The sequence below is a fragment of the Chitinivorax tropicus genome (assembly GCF_014202905.1).
Classification (GTDB): domain Bacteria; phylum Pseudomonadota; class Gammaproteobacteria; order Burkholderiales; family SCOH01; genus Chitinivorax; species Chitinivorax tropicus.
Map to the genome: position 1 here is coordinate 301,259 of NZ_JACHHY010000001.1, position 19,436 is coordinate 320,694.

The window sequence follows — 19,436 nt, forward strand, 5'->3', positions numbered from 1 at the left end:
GTCAGCGGGCCAGATAGGGTAGGTAGCCTTCGGCCTCGCCACGGATGCAGCGGGCCAGTAGTCGGGCTTGCAGGGGTGGCACCAGGCCCAGCATGAGTTTTTCTTTCAGCAATGGGTGGGCGACGAGGTCTTGTTTGCGTTTTTGGTATTCGACCACCACCAGTCGGCGGGCGCTGTCGCTCAGGGTGACGCTGTGCCCTGGGTGCAGGGTGAAGTCTTCGGCTTTGAGTTGCTGGCGGTTGATCAGTGAGAGGGCAAGCCGGTCGGCCAGGATGGGGCGGAATTCTTCCATCAGGTCCAGCGCCAGGGAGGCCCGGCCAGGTCTGACCGCATGCAGGCAGCCCAGTTGGGGGTCCAGGCCGACGATTTCGAGTGCGCTGCGGCAGTCGTTCATCAGCATGCTGTAGAGGAATGAGAGCAAGGCGTTCATGCGGTCACGGGGTGGGCGACGGCTGCGGCCATCTGGTGTGAAGGCGTCGCGCTGGTCTGGGCGGATCAGGTGGCCCATGACGGCGAAGTAGCGACGGGCGGCTTCGCCTTCCAGCCCGCGCAGGGTGTCAAGGTCGCTGGCCTGCCGCAGGTTGCGCAGGTTGATGGCGAGTGCGGTGGCAGTGTCTCGCAGGGCTTGCTGGTCGGCGGTGTCGCTGGCGTCGCGTGCGCCGCGCAGCAAGACATGGCGGCTGTTGCGCAGCTTGCCGGCGATGATGGCTTTGGCGGTGTCGAGCACAAAGGTTGGCTCGCTGCTTTGTTTGAACTGGGCCAGCCGAAGCAGGATGTTGCCGCTGACGCCGCCTTCGAGTCTGGCCTTGAAGCGGCCATTGCGGTCGAGCATGACCAGGTTTTTGCCCTCGTCGGCCAGGCGCTGCATGATGGCGGAGGAGATCAGCACGTCGCCAAAGGTGACGACGCTGCTGATATGGTGCAAGGGTACGCGCAGCTTGGTTTCGCGCTCGATCTCTACACGCAGGGTGTCGTTATCGAGGTGGAGGTAGCTGCCGGAGGTGGTGACATAGAGGGTGTTGAGCAGGGTCTGCATCAGGGCTCCGGGTCGTCGTAGAGGGTGGCGCGCAGTTGGTGCAGGGTGCTGGCGTTGGCGATCATGGCTGGCTGGCAGAGGTCGTTCAGCGAGCATTCCTTGCAACGGGCGTCGTTGGCCGGGGGTGGCAGTCGGCCCGCTTGCAGCATCTGGCGCACCGCTTGGGTGGTGTCGGCAACAGCCTGGGTCAGCACGGGGGTGATGGGCACGATGCGACGACGGTGGGAGCTGGCATGGTAGATGGCGCCCTCGGGCACGGGTTTGCCGGTCATTTCAGCCAGACAGAGGGCCTGTGCAGCGAGCTGCAGGTCGTCGTGCTGACGTTGGCGACGCGGGCCGTGTTTGTATTCAACAGGGTACGGGGTGCCATCGGTCAGGAATTCCACCACGTCGGCTTTGCCGATCAGGCCGTATTGCTCGGAATACAATGGCAGGGCGCGCTCGATGACCAGCCCTGGCCGGGTCTCCAGGCCGGGGGTGTCCACCAGCCGATGCACTGCATTGCCTCGGGCGGTGTGTTCGTTGTCGGCAAAGGCTTGCTCTTGGTGGATCAGCGCACATTGCCGAGGGCAATAGCTGTAGTGTTGCAGAGCAGAGATAGGGATCGGGTCGTCTGGCGTCATGGATGCGTGGCCTCGATGATGACAGCGGCCTGGGCGCCGCCAGCGCGACACCCAGGCCCCTGCCAACGCTTATGCAAGCAAGGTCTGCAGCTCAACCCCTGCTGGTACGGCTGCCTGATCGACATGAATGGTGTAATCGTCGAATTCGCGCGGCACTGCCGTGTGGGCCTCGGGCTTGATCAACTTGAACAGCTGATGGGCCGGGGCATTGCCCAGCATGCTGTCATGCTTGAACACGTACAGGCCACGGGTGGTCATTTCGCCCCGGGCGGCGGCGCGGTCATGCTCGAACATATTGATCAGTGATTGCCAGAGCAGCGCCAGGTCTTCTTCACCAAAGCCAGTCTGGTTGGCGAGGTGCGCCGAGACAAAGCCATGCGCGACATACAGGCCATAGGGCACAGTGTATTTACGGCCCATGGTGCGGTTGTCACCTAGTTGCTTGTCGGCCTCGGTCTGGGTAGCCACCGCCATACGGGTGATACTGTGCTCCAGTGCGACGATGCGATCGACCGAGCGGCCAAAGGTCAGCTGCACCGGGCCGCGCACCTGGCCGCAGTTGGCCTCTTTCAGGCTCATGACCGCGCCAAAGGTGCGGATATCGTAGAAGTTCTGGCACATCCACTGCCGTGCCCTCGGTACATCGTCCCCACCCTTGCGCTTGCCCTCTTCCCCTTTTGGGTCGAGCCCGAGCGCGATATAGGCTTTCTCCTGCTGCTGGGTGAGGATGGCCTTTTCCTTTACGTAGATATCAAAGGGAGGCGTTTCGCCCTTGGCCAGCGCAATATAGTTGCGCACTTTGCGTTTGAGGCAGACATCCGTCACCAACCCCCTGCCCGTTTCGGCGTCAATGCGCGGCAGATTGCCCGCATCCGGGTCACCATTGGGGTTGCCGTCTTTCACGTCAAACAGCAATACGAAATCATAACGGTTCTGCAATGGGGTCACGCTGTTTCTCCTTGTTCCGAATTTTTACACCTAGGCAATACTTGTCGCTGCTGGAAATAGCCGATAGCGAAATAACCTTGTTCTTCGATGGACATATGTGAAGGAAATCCACTTATGTCATTGATTTTTTCAAAAATCTCATCAAAACAACCCTCCAAAACCTGGAGACATTGCGAAACTTCTTTGCTTTGCTTTTTCTCCATCTTGGTCTGGTGATGCATAGACAATTTGATCAGATTTGGGAAGACAGTGACCGGCGTGGTGCTGGCCGCGCCATAGAAGCGATCGCGGATGGTGGCACTCAGCGTGCGATCGTGGGCTTCTTCCTGCACGCGCTCCAGCACGGCAAACAGCCGCCCCAGCAGATAGCCGGTGTGCTTGTTCTCGGTATTCAGTGACACAGTGATTTCCTCCTGATGGCTGGCTGCTTGGCGTGCCAGCCGGTTCAAATAAGCCTTGAGCAGCGCCGCGCGGGCATAAGTGACCGTCTGCGTGGCGTGGATGCGACGGATCACCGCCTGCAGCATGGTGGCCGGGTAGACGCTACCGGTGAGGATGGCGCGCATGATATCGCCCGCCAAACCGTTGGGGATGTTGTCCGCTTTGTCCTGCGTGGCGGTGGCCAACAACAGCCGGAACAGCGGCAGGCAGTCTTGCTCGTACACCGCATGGTCGATCTGCAGATCACTGAACCAGGTCGCCCAACGCTGTGACATCTCAACCACCGTGCCATGATGCCAATAGCGGACTGACAGGCGCGCCACATTCGGTGACAGCCCCAGCACATAAAAGCGGCGGGGCTCCTCCAACGACGGCAAAGCACCTTTCTGAATACTTTTCAGCAATGCCTTGACGGCCTGGGTGCAGGCATCCGGGTTGTCTTTGGGTGGGTCGTTGATAAATAGCGGCAGCTGCGTTTCCAGCTCGCATGGGCGATCGGCCCAGAACACCGTGCTGGCGTCGCCCACCTGCACCCGTTGCACGGAATCCTTACCCAGCAGGTGATTGAGTGCGGTGGTGTAGGCAAACACCGCCTGCTTGCCAACCGGGGCATTCTCACCCTGGCGCAGCTCCTTGCCATATGACTCGAACGCCCGTTGATTGAATGACACGATATTGGCGCCAGTTGATTGACTGCCCCATACGCCCTTGATGGCTGGGTGAAGGCGCTCAATCTGTGTGTGCTCGCCCGTCACCAGACAAAGGCCCTGGACTGCATCGTCAGGGGTGTCGTTGTTGGCAGCGTGAACGGCATCGATCAAGGCAGACCGGTCGCAAATGGTGTCGGTGTCGCCCAGCAGCTTGAAACACAGGTTGGGGTTGGTGGTGCGCAGCTCCTCCCACTCCGGCTGGCTGGCCAGCTCCGCCATCGGCAGCGCAGCCAGAAAGGCTTGCACGGCCTGCATCGCGGGCTCGTCTTGCGGCAGGCTGGCCAGCCGCGCCTTGAAAGCAGCATGCTGCTCAGCCACACGTTCGGGCTTACCCTTGATCGGCACCCCCAGCACGTACTCTGCGTTATCCCACATCAGGTTGGCGGCAATGCCCGAGGTCTTTTTCACTGCTTGCGGCACCAGAAAGGAGCGCGCCCGCAGCTTTTTACCATGCGGGGTGCGGGTGTCTTCGATCTGTACCAGCTTGCCGGCGGCATCCAACACAATCAGGAACGGGATCTCCTTCCACTCGAAGCCAGACGGGGCCAGCTGGCTGTCCGGGTCGCGGGTTTTACGTTGGTAATATTCCATCAAGGCATGCAGGATCATCCTCTGATCTCCGGGCTATGGGGGGCAGGGATGTCCAGCACGCCTTGTGCCAACCGGGCCTGGAAGAAGCGCGGCTGCGGATCGCCAGGGTCGGTGTAGTCCAGGTCGTAGAGCATCCAGCCCAGATCACGGCTCAAATCCTGCACGGCAGGCTGGGCGGGCGAATCGTCTTCCACCAGCTTGAAATCACAAGCGAACTCACGACAACCCAGATAAGGCTGGTTGATGCATTGGCCTTTGCTGGCGCGGCGGCGGAACATCTCGACATACTTGGCGACAGGCTCGTCACCACCAGCCTGCGCGGTCATTTCCAGGCGGGCATGCAGCCGGTAATGCACATCGCGCAGCAGCAGGCCAGCGCGCTGCTGGCGGTCTTCTTCGATATATTGCGCCAGCTGCCCCCGCCCCTGTTTCATGGCGGATTTGACATTGCTGAACGAGATCTTGCCGCCCAGCTCGTTGCGGCGGATGGACGCCCAGCAGATGGGGCTCAGCACCTCGATCCGCTCAGGCACCCAGCGGATGGCGGGCTTCCACAAAATGGCCTCATAGATGGCGCGCACGCTGGAGGGCGTGATGACATCGTAACTGACCCGTTCAACCTTCATCTCTGGCCTGGAAAAACAGGCCAGCTCACCAGTCACTTCCAAACAAAATTTCATGGAGTAGCTCCCAAATTCAGCCCCTGACCACGTCAGGGGCTAGCTTACTCAAGACACAAATGCGGGCTTGAAAAACCAAACCACTAAAAAAATAATCAACGCTACTCCGCCCCAGAACCGTGTCTCCGGCACTCCAGTTAGCAAAAGGCGAAACTCCCGCAACCATTTCCAATCGCTCACGACGCAGCCCTCCAGGTAATTTTGATTGCCTGAAATCATACAATCTTCTATCTACCATAGGAAGATATTTCTTAACGAGTTCTTGAAATCAGCATCGCCCTCCGAGGAAAAGGGATGTACCATATATGTTCGTTTCAGCTCCTTTGCTGTAACGCGGATTGAAACTATCTGCCATAAAGACTTCAACTAAAAGCCTAGGCTGGCCACATTGGCCAGCCCGCTCCCATCAAACACAAAACCCTCCTCAAGTCACAAACCTCTCTGGGTCCAGCCCCATGCGCTGGTCAATGCACACTCCCAGTTTCGGGTGATACATCGTTTCATTTTTCAGCACAAAGTAGCCTGACAAGGGCTCATCGATTTCACCTGATTGCTTGAGCAGGTCGAATTCATATCGGCGCAAGGACACGGCAAACCGCTGCAGGTGGCGGGTCAGCTCGCGGTGCACGTTGCCACTGGCCAGCATGGCGATCAGCGGGCGGCTGTCGGCTTCGGGCTTGTCCGGGTTGACATAGGGCACAATCACGCTGATCGATTGCGATTCGTCAATCAGGCTGAATTGCTCGGCCACGGTTCGGAAGGGAATCTTTGCCTCACCGGCATTCTGCTTCAGTTGTTGCAGAATCTGGTGCTTGTCCAGCCCCTGGCCGATCTGCCCATAGTAAGCGTCGAAATACAGCCGGAATGCCTCAGGCGACAGCAGCTTGGCTGGCGGGCGATGCAAGACGCTGCGGGTGGCCTGCTCACCGTATTTGGCCAAACCAACCAAGCGCTTGGCAGGCGGCACAAATACCACCAGCCGCCCTTTGCCGGACAACCTACCCTCTCGATTGCAGCGGCCTGCCGCTTGGGCGATCGAATCCAACCCCGCCAGAGCGCGGTAGACCACGGGCAGATCGATATCGACGCCCGCTTCAATCAAGCTGGTACTGACAATACGCACCGGCTCGCCAAGGGCCAATTGGGCACGAATCTGCGCCAGGATTTGGCTGCGGTGCTCGCCACACATCAAGGCGGAGAGATGATGGGTGCCCTCTGGCATGTGCTGGAACAGCTCGCGCGCCTGGCTGCGCGTGTTCACCACCACCAACGCCTGCTGATGCCCAGCCAATTCGTCAGCCAGGGTCGGCCAGTCGGTGGGCTGGTTCAGGTCAGCGGGCAGCTCGACCTCGACGCGATCCAGCCGTTCGAATAAGGCACGGGGGTCAGGGATAATGTCCCGTACACCGTCCAAGCCCTGCAAGGTGACCTTGCCATGGCCATTGCGGCGGGTGCCCAGTGCGGGCTGGGTGGCGGTGCATAGCACCCAGGTCACGCCATAGCGGGCACTCAGCTCGCGCATGCAGTGCAGGATGGGCGCCAGCAGATCAGGCGGCAGCAGTTGGGCCTCGTCCAGCACGATGACGCTGTTGATCAGGTTATGCAGCTTGCGGCAGCGGCTGGTACGTGCGGCAAACAGCGATTCGAACAATTGCACATTGGTGGTGACGATCAGCGGGGCATCCCAGTTTTCCGCCGCCAGGCGGCTGAATGGTGTTTCCTTGTCCGGGTCGAAGCTGCTGTGGTGCTCCAGCACGACATCACCCAGGGCTTCCCGAAACACGCCGGCAGTCTGCTCGATGATGCTGGTGTAGGGGATGGCATAGATGATGCGGCGCTTGCTGTGGATGTCAGCGTGTTTCAGCGCGAACGCCAAGCTCGATAAGGTCTTGCCGCCACCGGTCGGCACAGTCAGCGAAAACAGACCCGGTGGCTCTGCAGCCCGATCCAGGCATTGTTGCAGCACCTCGGCCCGCAGCACGTTGACCTCAGTCAAGGGTTGCGGCAATGCAGCGGCCTTGGCCGCCAAATGTTGATCGAGCAACGCCCGCAGCTGGCTGATCGAGTGCCCATGCTCGCGGCAGCCCGATTGCTTGATATTCATGAATCGCTCGGTATCGAGGAAATCGGCATCCACCAAGCTGGAGAACAGTATGCGCACCCAAAGGTGTAGGCCATCCACCCCACAAGGCAGCACCAAGGTAGGCATAGGCGGGTTCAGGATGTCGTCCGGTATGTCCGCCGCCAACGCCTGCGCCAGCAAGCCGTCTTCCACCCCGGACGCCAGGCGCTTTTCCAAGGGGCGCGGGCCGCCCACGCCGTCGCCAAACCAGTCCAACAGGCCGGTGTGATGGCTGGCGATCAGGTAAGCAAGAATACGCCCACGCACATCTGGCATGCGCTGCCACGCCAGCAACGCCCCGGCGGTGGAGTGATCAGTCTTTTTCGAGGTGCTGTCTTTGACATGGGCATCATAGCCGCTGACGTCACGGATATATTGCTGAAATGCCTCTCGGTATTTGCCCAGGTCGTGCCACAGCGCCGCCACATTGATCCAGTCATCCATGCCGAGGCCAGCCAGATACGCTCGGGCCAGCTTGGCCGTGTCACGCAGGTGATCCGGCAACGTATGAGGTGCCAATGTTTCGGGGTGAACATGAGCCAGATAGATGGGTGTCATGCGGATAGATGGCGTGGATGGTCATGGGGGCGGGATCATAGCCAAGCACGCAAATCCGCTCAAATACATCCGAAGCCCCATAACTATAAACACCATCCAACCATGCAGCCCTGACGAAAGCCCGCCACCAGCCCAAACAAAGCCCACAGCGCCATTCAGGGCGATCCTGCTCCCTGGCCTCGCTGGCTGGCGCCTTGTTTCACAAACGGAAACCGCCTTTCCACACCCCCTCAAACCGAGCCACACCCAGCATTGCGCACTGGCCGGCGATACCCTGCCGATTGCCTGCAGCACATGGTCTACACTACAGTCATGGCAATGTGCTCATTCACCCAGGCGCATACGCGCCCAACCTGCACCGGAGACATCATGAAATGGTTGGCAGCTTGTTTCGCATTGCTGTCAATATCCATCGCACAAGCTGCAGACTGGTACCCGATCGAGGTGATTGGAGATGGCAAGCGCCTGGCCTATAAGCCCCTACCAGCCGCCAACCATGCCTGGCGCATCTGTGCATTGCTACCCCATGGCAAAGATCGTTACTGGTGGGGGGTGTCGCGCGGCCTGGCCGAGGAGGCAAAACGACAGGGGGCGGTGGTCGGCATCTATCAGGCAGGAGGCTATGAGCATCTTGGCACGCAAAAGGCTCAATTGGCCGAGTGCACCCGACAGGGGGCTCAAGCCCTCATTTTGGGTGCTATATCGGCAGATGGGCTTAATGAGAGCATCGAAGCTGCCACCATGCTCGATATCCCAGTCATCGATCTGGTCAACGGGGTCAGCTCGAAGCTGGTCGCCTCACGCTCGCTGGTCAGCTTTGCGGAGATGGCACGCATGGCGGGCAAGTATATTGTCGATCACACCGACAAAGACACGCCGATCAAAGTCGCCTGGCTGCCCGGCCCACAGGATGCAGGCTGGGTTCAAGATGGCGAACGCGGCTTGAAGACTGCATTTGAAGGCAGACCGATCTCATTGATCCACGCTGGTTATGGTGCAACTGAGATATCAGTTCAGATGGGGCTGCTGCGGCGCATGGTGGCCAAACAAGGGCTGCCCGACTATGTAATCGGCAACGCCGTGGCTATCGAAGCCGCCAGCCGCCTGTTCCTGCAACAACCCAACGCCCCCAGGCTGGTGGCTTATTACACCACCGAAGCCATTGTCGAGCTGATCCGCAATGGCAAGGTCATGGCCGCCCCGACCGACTCCCCCGTGATTCAGGCCCGCATCGCCATCGACCTGGCCGTGCGAACGCTCCAAGGTGAAAAAGTACCCACCCTGGTCAGCCCCGCCATCGTGGTACTCGATCGACAAAACATCAACCAGATCGACCTGTCACGCCTACTCCCCCCACCCGGCCAATGGATGGTCTTACAAGCCCTCCCACCACTCGACCGCAACAAGGAAAATTCACTGCAGTGAGGCAGAGGTGAATATGGACACGGTGAGAAATCGTGGGAATCAGCAAAGCTGGTTCATCAATTGGCAAACGGAGCAAGGGCACGAGTCGAGACAGCATCAATGGCAATTTGGATTCAAACAGCTGTTCTGAAGCCACACCACTCCCCCAGCGACCACGGTTTGACCTGGAAAGCGGCTGCCAATCAATAATAGCCACCGTGATCTACGACGCGCAAAGGAAAACGGGCCGTCATGCGGCCCGTTGATTTGCACGACGGTACTGATTCAGCGATAGCTGCGGCCTGTCATGGCTTTGAATACCCACTTTGCCAGCTTGCCATAAGGCGGGTATAGCATCCACAAAGTATTCAAGCGGCTTTGATACATGACGCCTTTTTGCTTGCTGAAGGTGTCAAAGCCATATTTGCCATGGTAGTGCCCCATGCCCGAAGGCCCTACCCCACCGAAGGGCAGATCGCCTTGCCCAACATGGATCACCACATCATTGACCGTCACGCCACCGGATATGGTTTCCCGCACCACCTTGCGCACCCGGGATGGGTGATGATCAAAATAGTACAGAGCCAATGGCCGGGGGTGATCGTTGATGTACAGGATGGATTCCTGCATGTCGCGGTATGTCAAGACTGGTAGGATCGGCCCGAAGATCTCCTGCTGCATCACCAGCATGTCCGAGGTGGCATTCAACACCAGGGTGGGTGCGATCTTGCCTGTTCCGGCCAATGATTCGTTGGCTGGGTTCAGCGGTATGATGGTGGCGCCTTTTGCCTGTGCGTCCTCCAGATAGGACATCAGCCGTTGATGATGCCGGGCATCGATGATGGCCGTGTAGTCCTCATTGGCTGCCAAGGTGGGGAAAAATCTGGCCACAGCGGCCTTGGCCTGCTCAACGAATTCCTGCTCTTTGCGGTAGGGCAACATCACATAATCAGGCGCTACACAGGTCTGGCCTGCGTTGACTGTCTTGCCCCACAAGATCCGCTCGGCGGCGGTATTGATTGGAAAGTCCGGGCTGATCAGCACTGGGGATTTGCCCCCCAGCTCCAAGGTCACCGGGGTCAGATGATCCGCCGCTGCTCGCATCACATGTTTGCCGACCTGGGTGGAGCCTGTGAACAGCATATGGTCGAACGGCTTGCTGGAAAAGGCTTGCGCGACATCCACCCCGCCATGGATCACAGCGACATGATCTTCATCGAAGTGGGCTGCCAGCAATGCGGCCAACGCTTCGCCTGTATGCGGGGTCGATTCGGACATCTTGATCATCACCCGATTCCCCGCAGCCAATGCTGCCACCAATGGGCCCAGCGCCAGAAAGATCGGGTAGTTCCAAGGCACGATGATGCCCACGACACCCAGTGGCTGGGGCACCACCTGATTGGTGGCCGGCGTGAACCAGAACGACACGCCTGCCCGTCGTGGTTTCATCCACGATGCCACATGCCGCCGCGCTTCGCGGATCTCCGCCACGCTTGGAAAGATTTCCATGAATCGGGTCTCGACCGCCGAGCGGTGTCCAAAGTCTGATTTGACAGCAGCGACCAGCTGCTCCATGTTGTCCAGCAGGGCCTGCTCCAGCTTCTGCAGGTTCGCCCGGCGCATGACAGCCGTTGGAAAACGCTCGCGACGGAATGCCTGTTGCTGACGCTCGAATAAGGCATTCAGCCGCTCCAATTGCACCGCCGAAGCATGAGGAGGAAATAGTGGCTCCATCCGTGTGGCTCCTGATTGATTTTTAGTATCGCGTCGGCAGGATCAGCCACGCCACCCGTATTGTCAGACAATCCATCAAAATATGAATCACAAAGTAGCACCCGTACCATGAATCGTCAATGACCGATAGTCACTTGGAAAAATGGCCATTCATGCTCTGGTTGGTCATCCAAATACATGCAACCGATGTGCGGATACACTTCGAGGGTAATCATAAGTCGCAATATGCGGCTGCACAATCCATTGAAATGCTTCCTTTGGCTCTTGGCTCATATCAAATAGCATCAGCCCGACAGACAAGCCGGTATACTGTGCTGCAACATTCCTGTCGTCAATTCATCATGCTCATCGATTTTTTCTACCAACTCAAAGATGCCCGCCTGCCGGTCAGTATCAAGGAGTTCCTGACTCTGTTGGAGGCCCTGGATAAACGAGTGATCAGTGGCAGCCTGGATGACTTCTATTTTCTTGCCCGCACCATTCTGATCAAGGACGAAAAACACTTTGACCGCTTTGATCAGGTCTTCGGTCATTATTTCAAGGGCATCGAGTCGCTGTCAGCCGCACTGGGCGGGGATATTCCCGAGGACTGGCTCAGAAAGGAGTTTGAGCGCTTTTTGTCAGACGAAGACAAGGCCAAGATTCAGGCCATGGGCTGGGACAAACTGATGGAGACCTTCAAAGAGCGCTTGAAGGAACAGAAGGAACGTCACGCAGGTGGCAACAAATGGATCGGCACGGGCGGCACCAGCCCTTTTGGTGCCTATGGCTATAACCCGGAGGGCATCCGCATCGGGCAGGCCGAATCGCGACACCGCCGCGCCGTCAAGGTGTGGGATGAACGTGAGTTCCGCAATTTTGATGACAGCGTCGAGCTGGGCACGCGCAATATCAAGGTGGCCTTACGGCGACTGCGACGTTTTGCGCGCGAGGGCGCAGAAGAGGTATTGGATCTACCAGGAACCATTCGCGCCACAGCCAACAATGCCGGCCACCTTGATCTGCAGATGGTGCCGCAGTTGCATAACAAGGTGAAGGTATTGCTGTTTCTGGATGTGGGTGGCTCGATGGATGACCACATCAAGATCTGTGAGGAGCTGTTCTCTGCTTGCAAGACCGAATTCAAACACCTGGAATATTTCTATTTCCACAATTGCGTGTATGAATCCGTCTGGCGTGACAACCGGCGGCGCCATGCCGAGCGCATCCCGACGGAGGATGTACTCCACACCTACGGCCCCGATTACAAGCTGATCTTTGTCGGTGATGCCACCATGAGCCCCTATGAGATTCTGTACCCCGGCGGCAGCGTGGAGCACAACAACCCGGAAGCCGGTCATGTCTGGATACAACGCCTGCTGGATCATTACAGACATGCAATCTGGCTCAACCCGGTGAGCGAGGAATACTGGGACTACACACAATCACTCACCCTGCTGAAACAACAGATGGGCCAACGCATGTTTCCGCTGACCATCGATGGGCTGGATCGAGGTATCCGTGTACTCAATCAGCAAGCCTGATGTTGCATATCCACAACAATTGATCCGCTGGGCCCAAACAGACACACAATTGTTAGCGTGGTTGGCCCAGGCGGCGCGGCTCGACCTGCCCGATTGGTACCTGGCAGCCGGCTGCATCCGCAATCAGCTGTGGGACCATTGGCATGGCTACACCACCCCCAGTGGCGAGCAGGATATCGACCTGATCTATCACGATCCCCAGGCATCACCAGAACAAGATCAAGTCTTGAGCAAAACACTCTCCACCCAGACCGGCAACCAGTGGGAGGTGGTCAATCAGGCCTACGTCCATCGCTGGTATCGTGATCAGCATGGACAACCCATCGCCGCCCATAACAGCTGCATCGAGGCGATGGCCAGCTGGCCGGAAACCGCCACCTGCATCGGCCTGCGGTTTGACCTGCATGGCTGGGCAGTGGCAAGCCCCCTGGGATTGGATGATCTGTTCGGGATGATCTGGCGGCGGAATCCAGGCTTCTCCGATCTGGCAACCTACCAACATCGCCAGATCACCAAGCAGGTGGCGCGACGCTGGCCCAAGGTGCGGATCATCTGAGTGCAATCGGTGGTTGACAGATGTAACCATATGCCTTTGCCCAAACTTGACCGAAATCAAATCAACCACCGCAAGGCTCTGCGATGATGTCAATCAGAAGGCGACGCCTTCTGCTTGTGTATCTCCAGTGGTTATTCAGGGTGACGGATTCGTCACCCTTTTTTTTGCTTCCGATATCACCAACCCTGCATATTGATGGGTCTTGAGTCCCTTGTCCGATGGATCTTGTGGGTATACCTTCAGGCTCTGTGCCATGACCATGGCACGACATCCACAGCCTATGCCACCAGCACCAGAAGCTGACCATGATGAGAGGAGCAAACCATGCTGAACGATATTCGGCTCGCCGTTGAATCAAGCCCCAATGCCGCCATGACCCGGACACTCTATAAAGGCGTCTATGATGACAACGTTGCACGCACCGGCGATGGCGCAATCGACACGCTCTACGTGTTTGCCAAGGATTCGAACAACCAGGTCATCGGTGGCATCGTTGGATCAGCCTACTGGGGCTGGGTGAATATCTCATCAGTCTGGGTTTCGCCAGTGTACCGACGACAAGGCCTGGCCTCCCGCATGCTGGCAATGATCGAGCAAGAAGCGATCAGCAAAGGCTGCAAGCACGCGTATCTGGACACGTTCACTTTTCAAAGCCCTGCCCTCTACGAAAAGTCCGGTTACCAGATCATCGGCACCCTACCAGACTTCCCACCTGGGCATGCACGGCATTTCATGAGTAAAGATCTGATACCGACAGCAGAACGTGATCCCGCCAGGCTGCGTGCAGTTGATGTGGCCTCATGAGCCCAATCTCAGCACAAAGTGTGGTGAATACGATACAGCGGGTGGTGGCTGCGCAAGGTGCCTCGTCCCAGCCTGATGGCAGGATGAATACATCCGAAAATAAGCTGTCTTTCATGGCCCACAACAACTAGGATGAAATATCCATGTCGCCACCTCCATCATGAGACAGTTCATCCGCCACCCTAGCAGCATTCCCATCGAGGTTCATCACAGCGAGGCCACGCAGCAGCAAGCCGCAAATGCCGTCAATGTCAGCCTGGGTGGCTTGTCCTTCGTCTCGGCCACAGCGGCCAATCAGGGGGATCTGATCCGTGTGCGCATTCCAGGTACGCGACCGCCTTTTGAAACATCTGCGCAGGTGGTCTGGTGCCGTGGCGACCCGCCAGGGTTCGAGCTGGGTGTCACCTTTCTGGATGAGGAGGATGCATTCCGGGTGCGGATGGTCGAGCAGGTCTGCCAGATCGAGCAATACCTGCAATACGTGAAGCAACATGAGGGCCGTGAACTGAGCCCCGAACAGGCGGCACGGGAATGGATCGACAAGTTTGCCGCCGACTTTCCCAATGGCGGCCCAGAATCCTTACACTAGGTGCCGTTGACACCACTTCATGATCCACGCTGGCCAGGCCAGGTGCCACGGCGCAGGCCATGTCGCCCTGTCAGCAAGTCTGATAGCCTCCCCTCTGAGCCAACGTACCGCATCAACAGGCATTTGCGCCAGACTTGGTCTTCAACTGTGCCGGTGCGACCAGGATGCCTGCCCGCAAACCCACTTTCACATCAGGGTTCGGAAAGATGATGTGCTCGCCGGGTTGCACCACGACACGATGCCCGGCATCCTCCGCCACCACGTAGCCCGCCTCCAGCGGCGTGAAATTCTGCACATCCGGCGCTAGGTTCAATTTAAATTGCGCACTGGTCTTGATGACATCGCGGGTCGCTTCAAAAATCCGGAAAGCAGCAGGATCATAGTCTGGCAAAGCGGGAAGCACTCCAGCAATCATACCGGCCAGCACCCGCTCCAACGCGGAGACATCCACCCCTGCATTCTGGCCAAATGGGCGGGCCTTGCCCAACTCAAGCGTGAAAGCCTTGGCGCCGAAATGGTGACTGGCATGGTAGGAAAAAGTAGGTGAAGGTTTGCTATGCAGCAGCATGGTCTGGATATCACACGCCCCCAGCAGAGCCACCGCCTGCGGATCATGCGGCAACCCATCGACAAATGGGTAGATGGCAAATTTCTCGTAATACGAGCCACGAATGGCAGTGTGCAAGTCAAAGTGCCAACGCGGCGTGTGGGGCTCGGCCCCGGCGAAAAATTGCTGCAGCACCTGTTCCAGCGCGGCGGCTCGGGCCGGCTCGGCACCCATTGCAACTTCGCCATGCTTTCCACAGAACAGCCGATTGATGTCCTCCACCAGATAGCGCTTACCTGCCCGCATCGCATCCAGATTGCCCATCACGAACAGCACTCGGGACTGTGGACAGAGGATGCCGGTGCGGATCGCCTCGATCAACCGGCCCACCAGCTCGATCGGCGCTGTCTCATTGCCGTGTATGCCGCAGGAAATCACCAGATTCATGACAGGCGACCGCACCGGCTCAACCAGCCAGGCGCCCTCACCCAGCATCTGCCCTTGGCTGCCATCAGGCAAAGGCCCATCCATGAAGTCCAAGGGGGTGTTGTCAAGCAGCGCTTGTAGAAAAGATGTTGGCATGGGGATCACATATCGATATGGAACACAGGCCGAGAGCATCCCCCCCAGCCTGATTGCGTGTGGGTCAAACGAGCTGGAAGGGGTAGACCGCGCCCAGACCTAGAATCCGGGTCAGCTCATCCAGCGCGGTGCGGCATTCGATCAGCAACTGCGGATCGCCCAGATCGGCGCCGGTCAACCGGTCTCGATAATGCTTATCCACCCATTGATTGAGGGTTGCGAACAAGGTATCCGACATCAACACCTTGGGATTGACCGCCGCCAACTCAACCTCGGACAAGGCCACGCGCAGACGCAGGCAGGCGGGCCCACCGCCATTTTGCATCGACTGCTTGAGATCAAATACCTTGATCTCATCGATCGGGCCGCCGCTTTGCGTCATGGATTCCAAGTATGACCAGACCGGCGCCAGCTGCCGACACTCTTCAGGCACTACGATGATCATGTTGCCATCGGGCTTGGACAACAGTTGGCTGTTGAACAGATAAGACTTGACGGCTTCTTCGACGCTGACGGCCTGCTCCGGCACTTCAATAGCGACAAACTGCCCACCCACCGCCGCCAGCTTACGCTCCAGCTCGGCCAACACCTGCTGTTGATCGACAAACGAGCGCTGGTGATGGAACAACACCTGGCGGTTTCCCACCGAAATCACGTCATTGTGGAATACCCCTGCGTCGATAGTATTCGGGTCTTGTTGTGCAAACACCACCTGCGCATCACTCAGGCCATGCAGGCGAGCAATCGCATGGCATGCCTCCAGTGTCTGGCGGGCAGGAAATCTGCTGGGTCTCGGGTAACGGGTATCGAAAGCAGCCTGGCCGAATACGAAGAACTCAACGCCTGGGGCATCGTAACTGGCACAGAATCGGGTATGGTTGGCAGCGCCCTCATCACCAAAGTGCATTTGTGCCGGCAAGGCAGCGTGGTGCGCAAAATGGCGCTCGTCCGCAAACATGGCCTTGAGAATGCGGCCCGTGGTCGGGTGCTCAATGGAGCGATGGAACTTGTTGTTCAGATTGGCTGGGGTGAAATGCACCCGCCTATCCGCCGTATCCCCCGAGGGGCTGACCGTGGCGGCATTCGCCGTCCACATGGTCGAAGCGGAGCTACAGGCCGCCAGGATGGTGGGCGCCGCCTGGGCCGCCTTACGGATGACCTCGGCATCGGTGCCGCTGAACCCCAGTACGCGTAGATGCTCAACGCTGGGGCGCTCGTGCGGTGCCAGCACGCCCTGTTTGAAACCCAGGTCGTGCAAGGCTTTCATCTTCTCCAGGCCTTGCTTGGCCGCCAGCTTGGGGTTGGATGCGGCTTTCTCGTTGGATGTCGAGGCCACATTGCCGAAACTCAAGCCGGCATAATTGTGGGTTGGGCCAACCAGGCCGTCGAAATTGGCTTCAAATGCGGTCATCTTCAAACCTCGGTTTCAAGCGCAATCGACGGCCTTGAGCCGTCATTGCGTGATTTTGAATGTCCGCATCAGTGGCACAGGAGACTTGGGGCCAAACCAGTTATCGTAGATCTTGGCGGCCTCGCCACTCTTCTCCGCATCCACCAATGCTTCGTTGATCTGTTGTTGCAAACGCTTTTGCCCTTTGCGCATACCGACCGCATAGACTTCCGCAGCCAATGGCACATCCGGCACTTCAAAATCCGCCTTGTTCGCCATCTTGTTGATATTGCCCAACAAGGTAGGCTCTGGGCCCGATGCAAATTCACACTTGCCCTCGCTCAGCGCCTTGAACACTTCGGCGTAATCTTCCAGCTGCTTGATCTGTACTTTTTGTGACAGATCCTGCAGATATTTGGCGTTGGTGGTGCCCTTGGGCACGCAGACGGTCATGCTGTCCAGCTGCAGCAGATCATGGAACTTGCCTTTCTTGGCGACGATCTTCTGTGTGGAGACAAAATAACCGAGGCTGTATTCGACTTCTTTTTCACGCTCTTTGGTCTTGGCAAATGTCGCAAACAGTACATCGACCCGTCCGTCTTTCAGCGCAGGCATCCGGTCAGCGGGGTCAACTGTCTTGAAAACAGGCGTCAGATTCAGCTTTTTAGCCACCAACTGCGCAAACTCGATGTCATAGCCAGAAACACTGCCTTTGGATTTATCGAAGAACCCAAATGGTGGTGAACTGTCCCGCACGCCGATCACGATCTGCTTCTTCTCCTGGATCTTGTCCCAGTCATCTGCCGCCCATACAGAAGCCGACATTGCCAAACCAGCCAGGCACAGCCATCCAACCTTTTTCATTCTTGTTCTCCACAATCCAATGCAAGGGAGAATAAGAATCTCATAATACTCAAATGCAATCAATCAAAGAAAATGAAGAAAGCATACGACAAAACGATTGTTGCATTCACGGCATCGAAATCACATTTGTCTTTTTCAATCTTGTACTTAAAACATTATCCAATCCGATCATGACATTATGCCATTTGCATTTTACTTTCGTATAAAGTTACCTATGGCACATCCCGTCAGGTCATTGTATTTTGCTCATCCTTCATTTCTTTTGAATCACAGCTGCATGCCAGGGCTCAACTGTGCAGGCAAAGTGGGTGACGCCGCCTCCAACCCTGCGACCGGGTAGGCGCAATAATCCGCTGCATAGTAGGCACTGGCGCGGTGATTACCGCTCTTGCCAATACCACCGAAGGGGGCAGCACTGCTGGCGCCGGTCAATGGCTTGTTCCAGTTGACGATACCGGCCCGGATTTCCTGCCAGAACAGCTCGTAACGTGCCTGGTCATCACAGATCAAACCTGCCGCCAAGCCATAGGCGGTGCGATTGGCCAGCGCCAATGCCTCGTCGAAGGTGTCATAACGTTGCACTTGCAGCAGCGGACCGAAATATTCCTCATCCGGCAGGTCGGCTATCGCGGTCACATCGACGATGCCTGGGCTCAACAGGGCAGTGTCAGGCTCGATACGGCGCATTTCCAGCACCAGCTGGCCACCCAGCGCCACCAGTTTCTGCTGCGCTTGCAGCAGCTGATCTGCAGCGGCCAGGGATACGACCGCACCCATGAAGGGCTGCTCGGCATCATCCCACCGGCCCACCCGCAGTTGCTGGGTTACCGTCACCAAGCGCGCCAGCAGCGCATCACCTTCAGCAGTCTTCGGCAACAGCAGACGACGGGCGCAGGTGCACCGCTGGCCTGCGCTGATAAAGGCAGATTGGATGATATGGTGGATGGCTGCATCGATATTGGCCACTCCCTCGACGATCAATGGGTTGTTGCCACCCATCTCCAATGCCAGGATCTTGTCAGGATGGCCCGCAAATGCCCGATGCAGCAGATGCCCGGTGCTTGAGCTGCCTGTGAAGAACAGCCCGTCCAGATCCGGGTGATTGGCCAGAGCGACGCCCGTGTCCTTCCCGCCTTGCACCAGATTGATCACCCCAGCAGGAATGCCCGCTTGCAGCCAAAGTTTCAAGGTCACTTCCGCAACCTTGGGTGTCAGCTCGGATGGCTTGAATATGACGCAATTGCCCGCAATCAGCGCGGGCACGATATGACCGTTCGGCAGATGGCCTGGGAAGTTGTAAGGACCGAACACCGCAACCACGCCATGAGGGCGGTGACGCAATACCGCCATGGCATCGCCCATTTCACTTTGCTTCTCGCCAGTGCGCTCCTGATAGGACTTGATCGAGATATCGACTTTGCCGATCATGGTCTGCACCTCGGTCAAGGCCTCCCAGCGTGGCTTGCCTGTCTCCAGGCCAATGGCATCAGCCAATTCAGCCTTGTTTTCGCCCAACAGCTCCGCAAAGCGCTTGATCACAGACAGACGGGCCGCCAACCCGCCATCACGCCATGCTTTGAATGCGTCGCGCGCTGCCAGCACAGCAGCATCCACTTGCGCTTCGGTGGCGGATTGCCCGGTGAACACAACCTGCTGGGTCACCGGGTTTCGGCTCTGAAATGGGCTGCCAGAGCCCGGCAGCCACTGGCCGGCGATCAATTGGGTTGACATGGG

General features: G+C 57.9%; 16 protein-coding genes. 5 read left to right on the plus strand and 11 right to left on the minus strand.

Features of this window, described 5'->3' with window-relative positions; all coding sequences use genetic code 11:
• Nucleotide 1 precedes the first annotated feature (1 nt).
• The 6 genes from cas1c to cas3 form a co-directional block, all read right to left on the minus strand.
• Entirely contained in the window at nucleotides 2–1,036 is a 1,035-nt protein-coding gene (cas1c, locus tag HNQ59_RS01165) for a type I-C CRISPR-associated endonuclease Cas1c (RefSeq protein ID WP_184034011.1), read from the minus strand.
• Entirely contained in the window at nucleotides 1,036–1,659 is a 624-nt protein-coding gene (gene cas4, locus HNQ59_RS01170; RefSeq protein WP_184034014.1) for a CRISPR-associated protein Cas4, read from the minus strand. Before cas4 ends, cas1c begins: the two co-directional genes overlap by 1 nt.
• A gap of 69 nt (nucleotides 1,660–1,728) precedes the next feature.
• On the minus strand, nucleotides 1,729–2,607 hold the full coding sequence (gene cas7c / locus HNQ59_RS01175) for a type I-C CRISPR-associated protein Cas7/Csd2 (protein ID WP_184034017.1): 879 nt from the start codon (nucleotides 2,605–2,607) through the stop codon (nucleotides 1,729–1,731).
• Complete coding sequence (cas8c, locus tag HNQ59_RS01180) at nucleotides 2,604–4,367, minus strand: type I-C CRISPR-associated protein Cas8c/Csd1 (RefSeq protein ID WP_184034021.1); 1,764 nt, start codon at nucleotides 4,365–4,367, stop codon at nucleotides 2,604–2,606. Before cas8c ends, cas7c begins: the two co-directional genes overlap by 4 nt.
• Entirely contained in the window at nucleotides 4,364–5,029 is a 666-nt protein-coding gene (cas5c, locus tag HNQ59_RS01185) for a type I-C CRISPR-associated protein Cas5c (protein ID WP_184034024.1), read from the minus strand. The genes cas8c and cas5c overlap by 4 nt, the downstream gene beginning before the upstream one ends.
• 424 nt (nucleotides 5,030–5,453) lie before the next feature.
• Nucleotides 5,454–7,709, minus strand: coding sequence for a CRISPR-associated helicase Cas3' (gene cas3 / locus HNQ59_RS01190; protein WP_184034027.1), 2,256 nt, complete (start codon nucleotides 7,707–7,709; stop codon nucleotides 5,454–5,456).
• Nucleotides 7,710–8,078: 369 nt separating this feature from the next.
• On the opposite strand from cas3, the gene torT reads away from it, so the two are divergent.
• The gene (torT, locus tag HNQ59_RS01195; protein WP_184034030.1) at nucleotides 8,079–9,134 is read left to right on the plus strand and encodes a TMAO reductase system periplasmic protein TorT; all 1,056 of its coding nucleotides are present in this window, start codon (nucleotides 8,079–8,081) and stop codon (nucleotides 9,132–9,134) included.
• 264 nt (nucleotides 9,135–9,398) lie between these two features.
• On the opposite strand, the gene HNQ59_RS01200 is transcribed toward torT, so the two are convergent.
• Entirely contained in the window at nucleotides 9,399–10,847 is a 1,449-nt protein-coding gene (locus tag HNQ59_RS01200; RefSeq protein WP_184034033.1) for a coniferyl aldehyde dehydrogenase, read from the minus strand.
• Between the two features lie 341 nt (nucleotides 10,848–11,188).
• On the opposite strand from HNQ59_RS01200, the gene HNQ59_RS01205 reads away from it, so the two are divergent.
• The 4 genes from HNQ59_RS01205 to HNQ59_RS01220 all read left to right on the plus strand — a co-directional run bounded on the left by HNQ59_RS01205 (nucleotide 11,189) and on the right by HNQ59_RS01220 (nucleotide 14,319).
• A complete protein-coding gene (locus tag HNQ59_RS01205; RefSeq protein WP_184034035.1) occupies nucleotides 11,189–12,370 on the plus strand; it encodes a vWA domain-containing protein in 1,182 nt (393 codons plus the stop codon).
• Between the two features lie 49 nt (nucleotides 12,371–12,419).
• Complete coding sequence (locus HNQ59_RS01210; protein ID WP_184034037.1) at nucleotides 12,420–12,926, plus strand: nucleotidyltransferase family protein; 507 nt, start codon at nucleotides 12,420–12,422, stop codon at nucleotides 12,924–12,926.
• A 324-nt stretch (nucleotides 12,927–13,250) separates the two neighbouring features.
• On the plus strand, nucleotides 13,251–13,730 hold the full coding sequence (locus HNQ59_RS01215) for a GNAT family N-acetyltransferase (RefSeq protein ID WP_184034039.1): 480 nt from the start codon (nucleotides 13,251–13,253) through the stop codon (nucleotides 13,728–13,730).
• A gap of 160 nt (nucleotides 13,731–13,890) precedes the next feature.
• Nucleotides 13,891–14,319, plus strand: a complete 429-nt coding sequence (locus HNQ59_RS01220; RefSeq protein WP_184034041.1) for a PilZ domain-containing protein — start codon at nucleotides 13,891–13,893, stop codon at nucleotides 14,317–14,319.
• A 112-nt stretch (nucleotides 14,320–14,431) separates the two neighbouring features.
• Here the strand turns inward: HNQ59_RS01220 and astE are convergent, their stop codons facing one another.
• The 4 genes from astE to astD form a co-directional block, all read right to left on the minus strand.
• The gene (gene astE, locus HNQ59_RS01225; protein ID WP_184034043.1) at nucleotides 14,432–15,448 is read right to left on the minus strand and encodes a succinylglutamate desuccinylase; all 1,017 of its coding nucleotides are present in this window, start codon (nucleotides 15,446–15,448) and stop codon (nucleotides 14,432–14,434) included.
• 64 nt (nucleotides 15,449–15,512) lie between these two features.
• Nucleotides 15,513–16,859: an N-succinylarginine dihydrolase gene (gene astB, locus HNQ59_RS01230; RefSeq protein WP_184034044.1), complete on the minus strand. Its 1,347-nt coding sequence runs from the start codon at nucleotides 16,857–16,859 to the stop codon at nucleotides 15,513–15,515.
• A gap of 42 nt (nucleotides 16,860–16,901) precedes the next feature.
• The gene (locus tag HNQ59_RS01235; RefSeq protein WP_184034047.1) at nucleotides 16,902–17,702 is read right to left on the minus strand and encodes a transporter substrate-binding domain-containing protein; all 801 of its coding nucleotides are present in this window, start codon (nucleotides 17,700–17,702) and stop codon (nucleotides 16,902–16,904) included.
• Nucleotides 17,703–17,969: 267 nt separating this feature from the next.
• On the minus strand, nucleotides 17,970–19,433 hold the full coding sequence (gene astD, locus HNQ59_RS01240) for a succinylglutamate-semialdehyde dehydrogenase (protein WP_184034049.1): 1,464 nt from the start codon (nucleotides 19,431–19,433) through the stop codon (nucleotides 17,970–17,972).
• Between the last annotated feature and the right edge of the window lie 3 nt (nucleotides 19,434–19,436).

Excerpts from the sequence above, each read along its gene's own strand:
- astE (WP_184034043.1), bottom strand. The coding sequence starts at position 15,448 with ATGCCAACATCTTTTCTACAAGCGCTGCTTGACAACACCCCCTTGGAC.
- astB (WP_184034044.1), bottom strand. The coding sequence starts at position 16,859 with ATGACCGCATTTGAAGCCAATTTCGACGGCCTGGTTGGCCCAACCCAC.
- cas3 (WP_184034027.1), bottom strand. The coding sequence starts at position 7,709 with ATGACACCCATCTATCTGGCTCATGTTCACCCCGAAACATTGGCACCT.
- HNQ59_RS01215 (WP_184034039.1), top strand. The coding sequence starts at position 13,251 with ATGCTGAACGATATTCGGCTCGCCGTTGAATCAAGCCCCAATGCCGCC.
- cas1c (WP_184034011.1), bottom strand. The coding sequence starts at position 1,036 with ATGCAGACCCTGCTCAACACCCTCTATGTCACCACCTCCGGCAGCTAC.
- HNQ59_RS01220 (WP_184034041.1), top strand. The coding sequence starts at position 13,891 with ATGAGACAGTTCATCCGCCACCCTAGCAGCATTCCCATCGAGGTTCAT.
- HNQ59_RS01205 (WP_184034035.1), top strand. The coding sequence starts at position 11,189 with ATGCTCATCGATTTTTTCTACCAACTCAAAGATGCCCGCCTGCCGGTC.
- torT (WP_184034030.1), top strand. The coding sequence starts at position 8,079 with ATGAAATGGTTGGCAGCTTGTTTCGCATTGCTGTCAATATCCATCGCA.
- cas4 (WP_184034014.1), bottom strand. The coding sequence starts at position 1,659 with ATGACGCCAGACGACCCGATCCCTATCTCTGCTCTGCAACACTACAGC.
- HNQ59_RS01235 (WP_184034047.1), bottom strand. The coding sequence starts at position 17,702 with ATGAAAAAGGTTGGATGGCTGTGCCTGGCTGGTTTGGCAATGTCGGCT.
- cas5c (WP_184034024.1), bottom strand. The coding sequence starts at position 5,029 with ATGAAATTTTGTTTGGAAGTGACTGGTGAGCTGGCCTGTTTTTCCAGG.
- HNQ59_RS01200 (WP_184034033.1), bottom strand. The coding sequence starts at position 10,847 with ATGGAGCCACTATTTCCTCCTCATGCTTCGGCGGTGCAATTGGAGCGG.
- astD (WP_184034049.1), bottom strand. The coding sequence starts at position 19,433 with ATGTCAACCCAATTGATCGCCGGCCAGTGGCTGCCGGGCTCTGGCAGC.
- cas8c (WP_184034021.1), bottom strand. The coding sequence starts at position 4,367 with ATGATCCTGCATGCCTTGATGGAATATTACCAACGTAAAACCCGCGAC.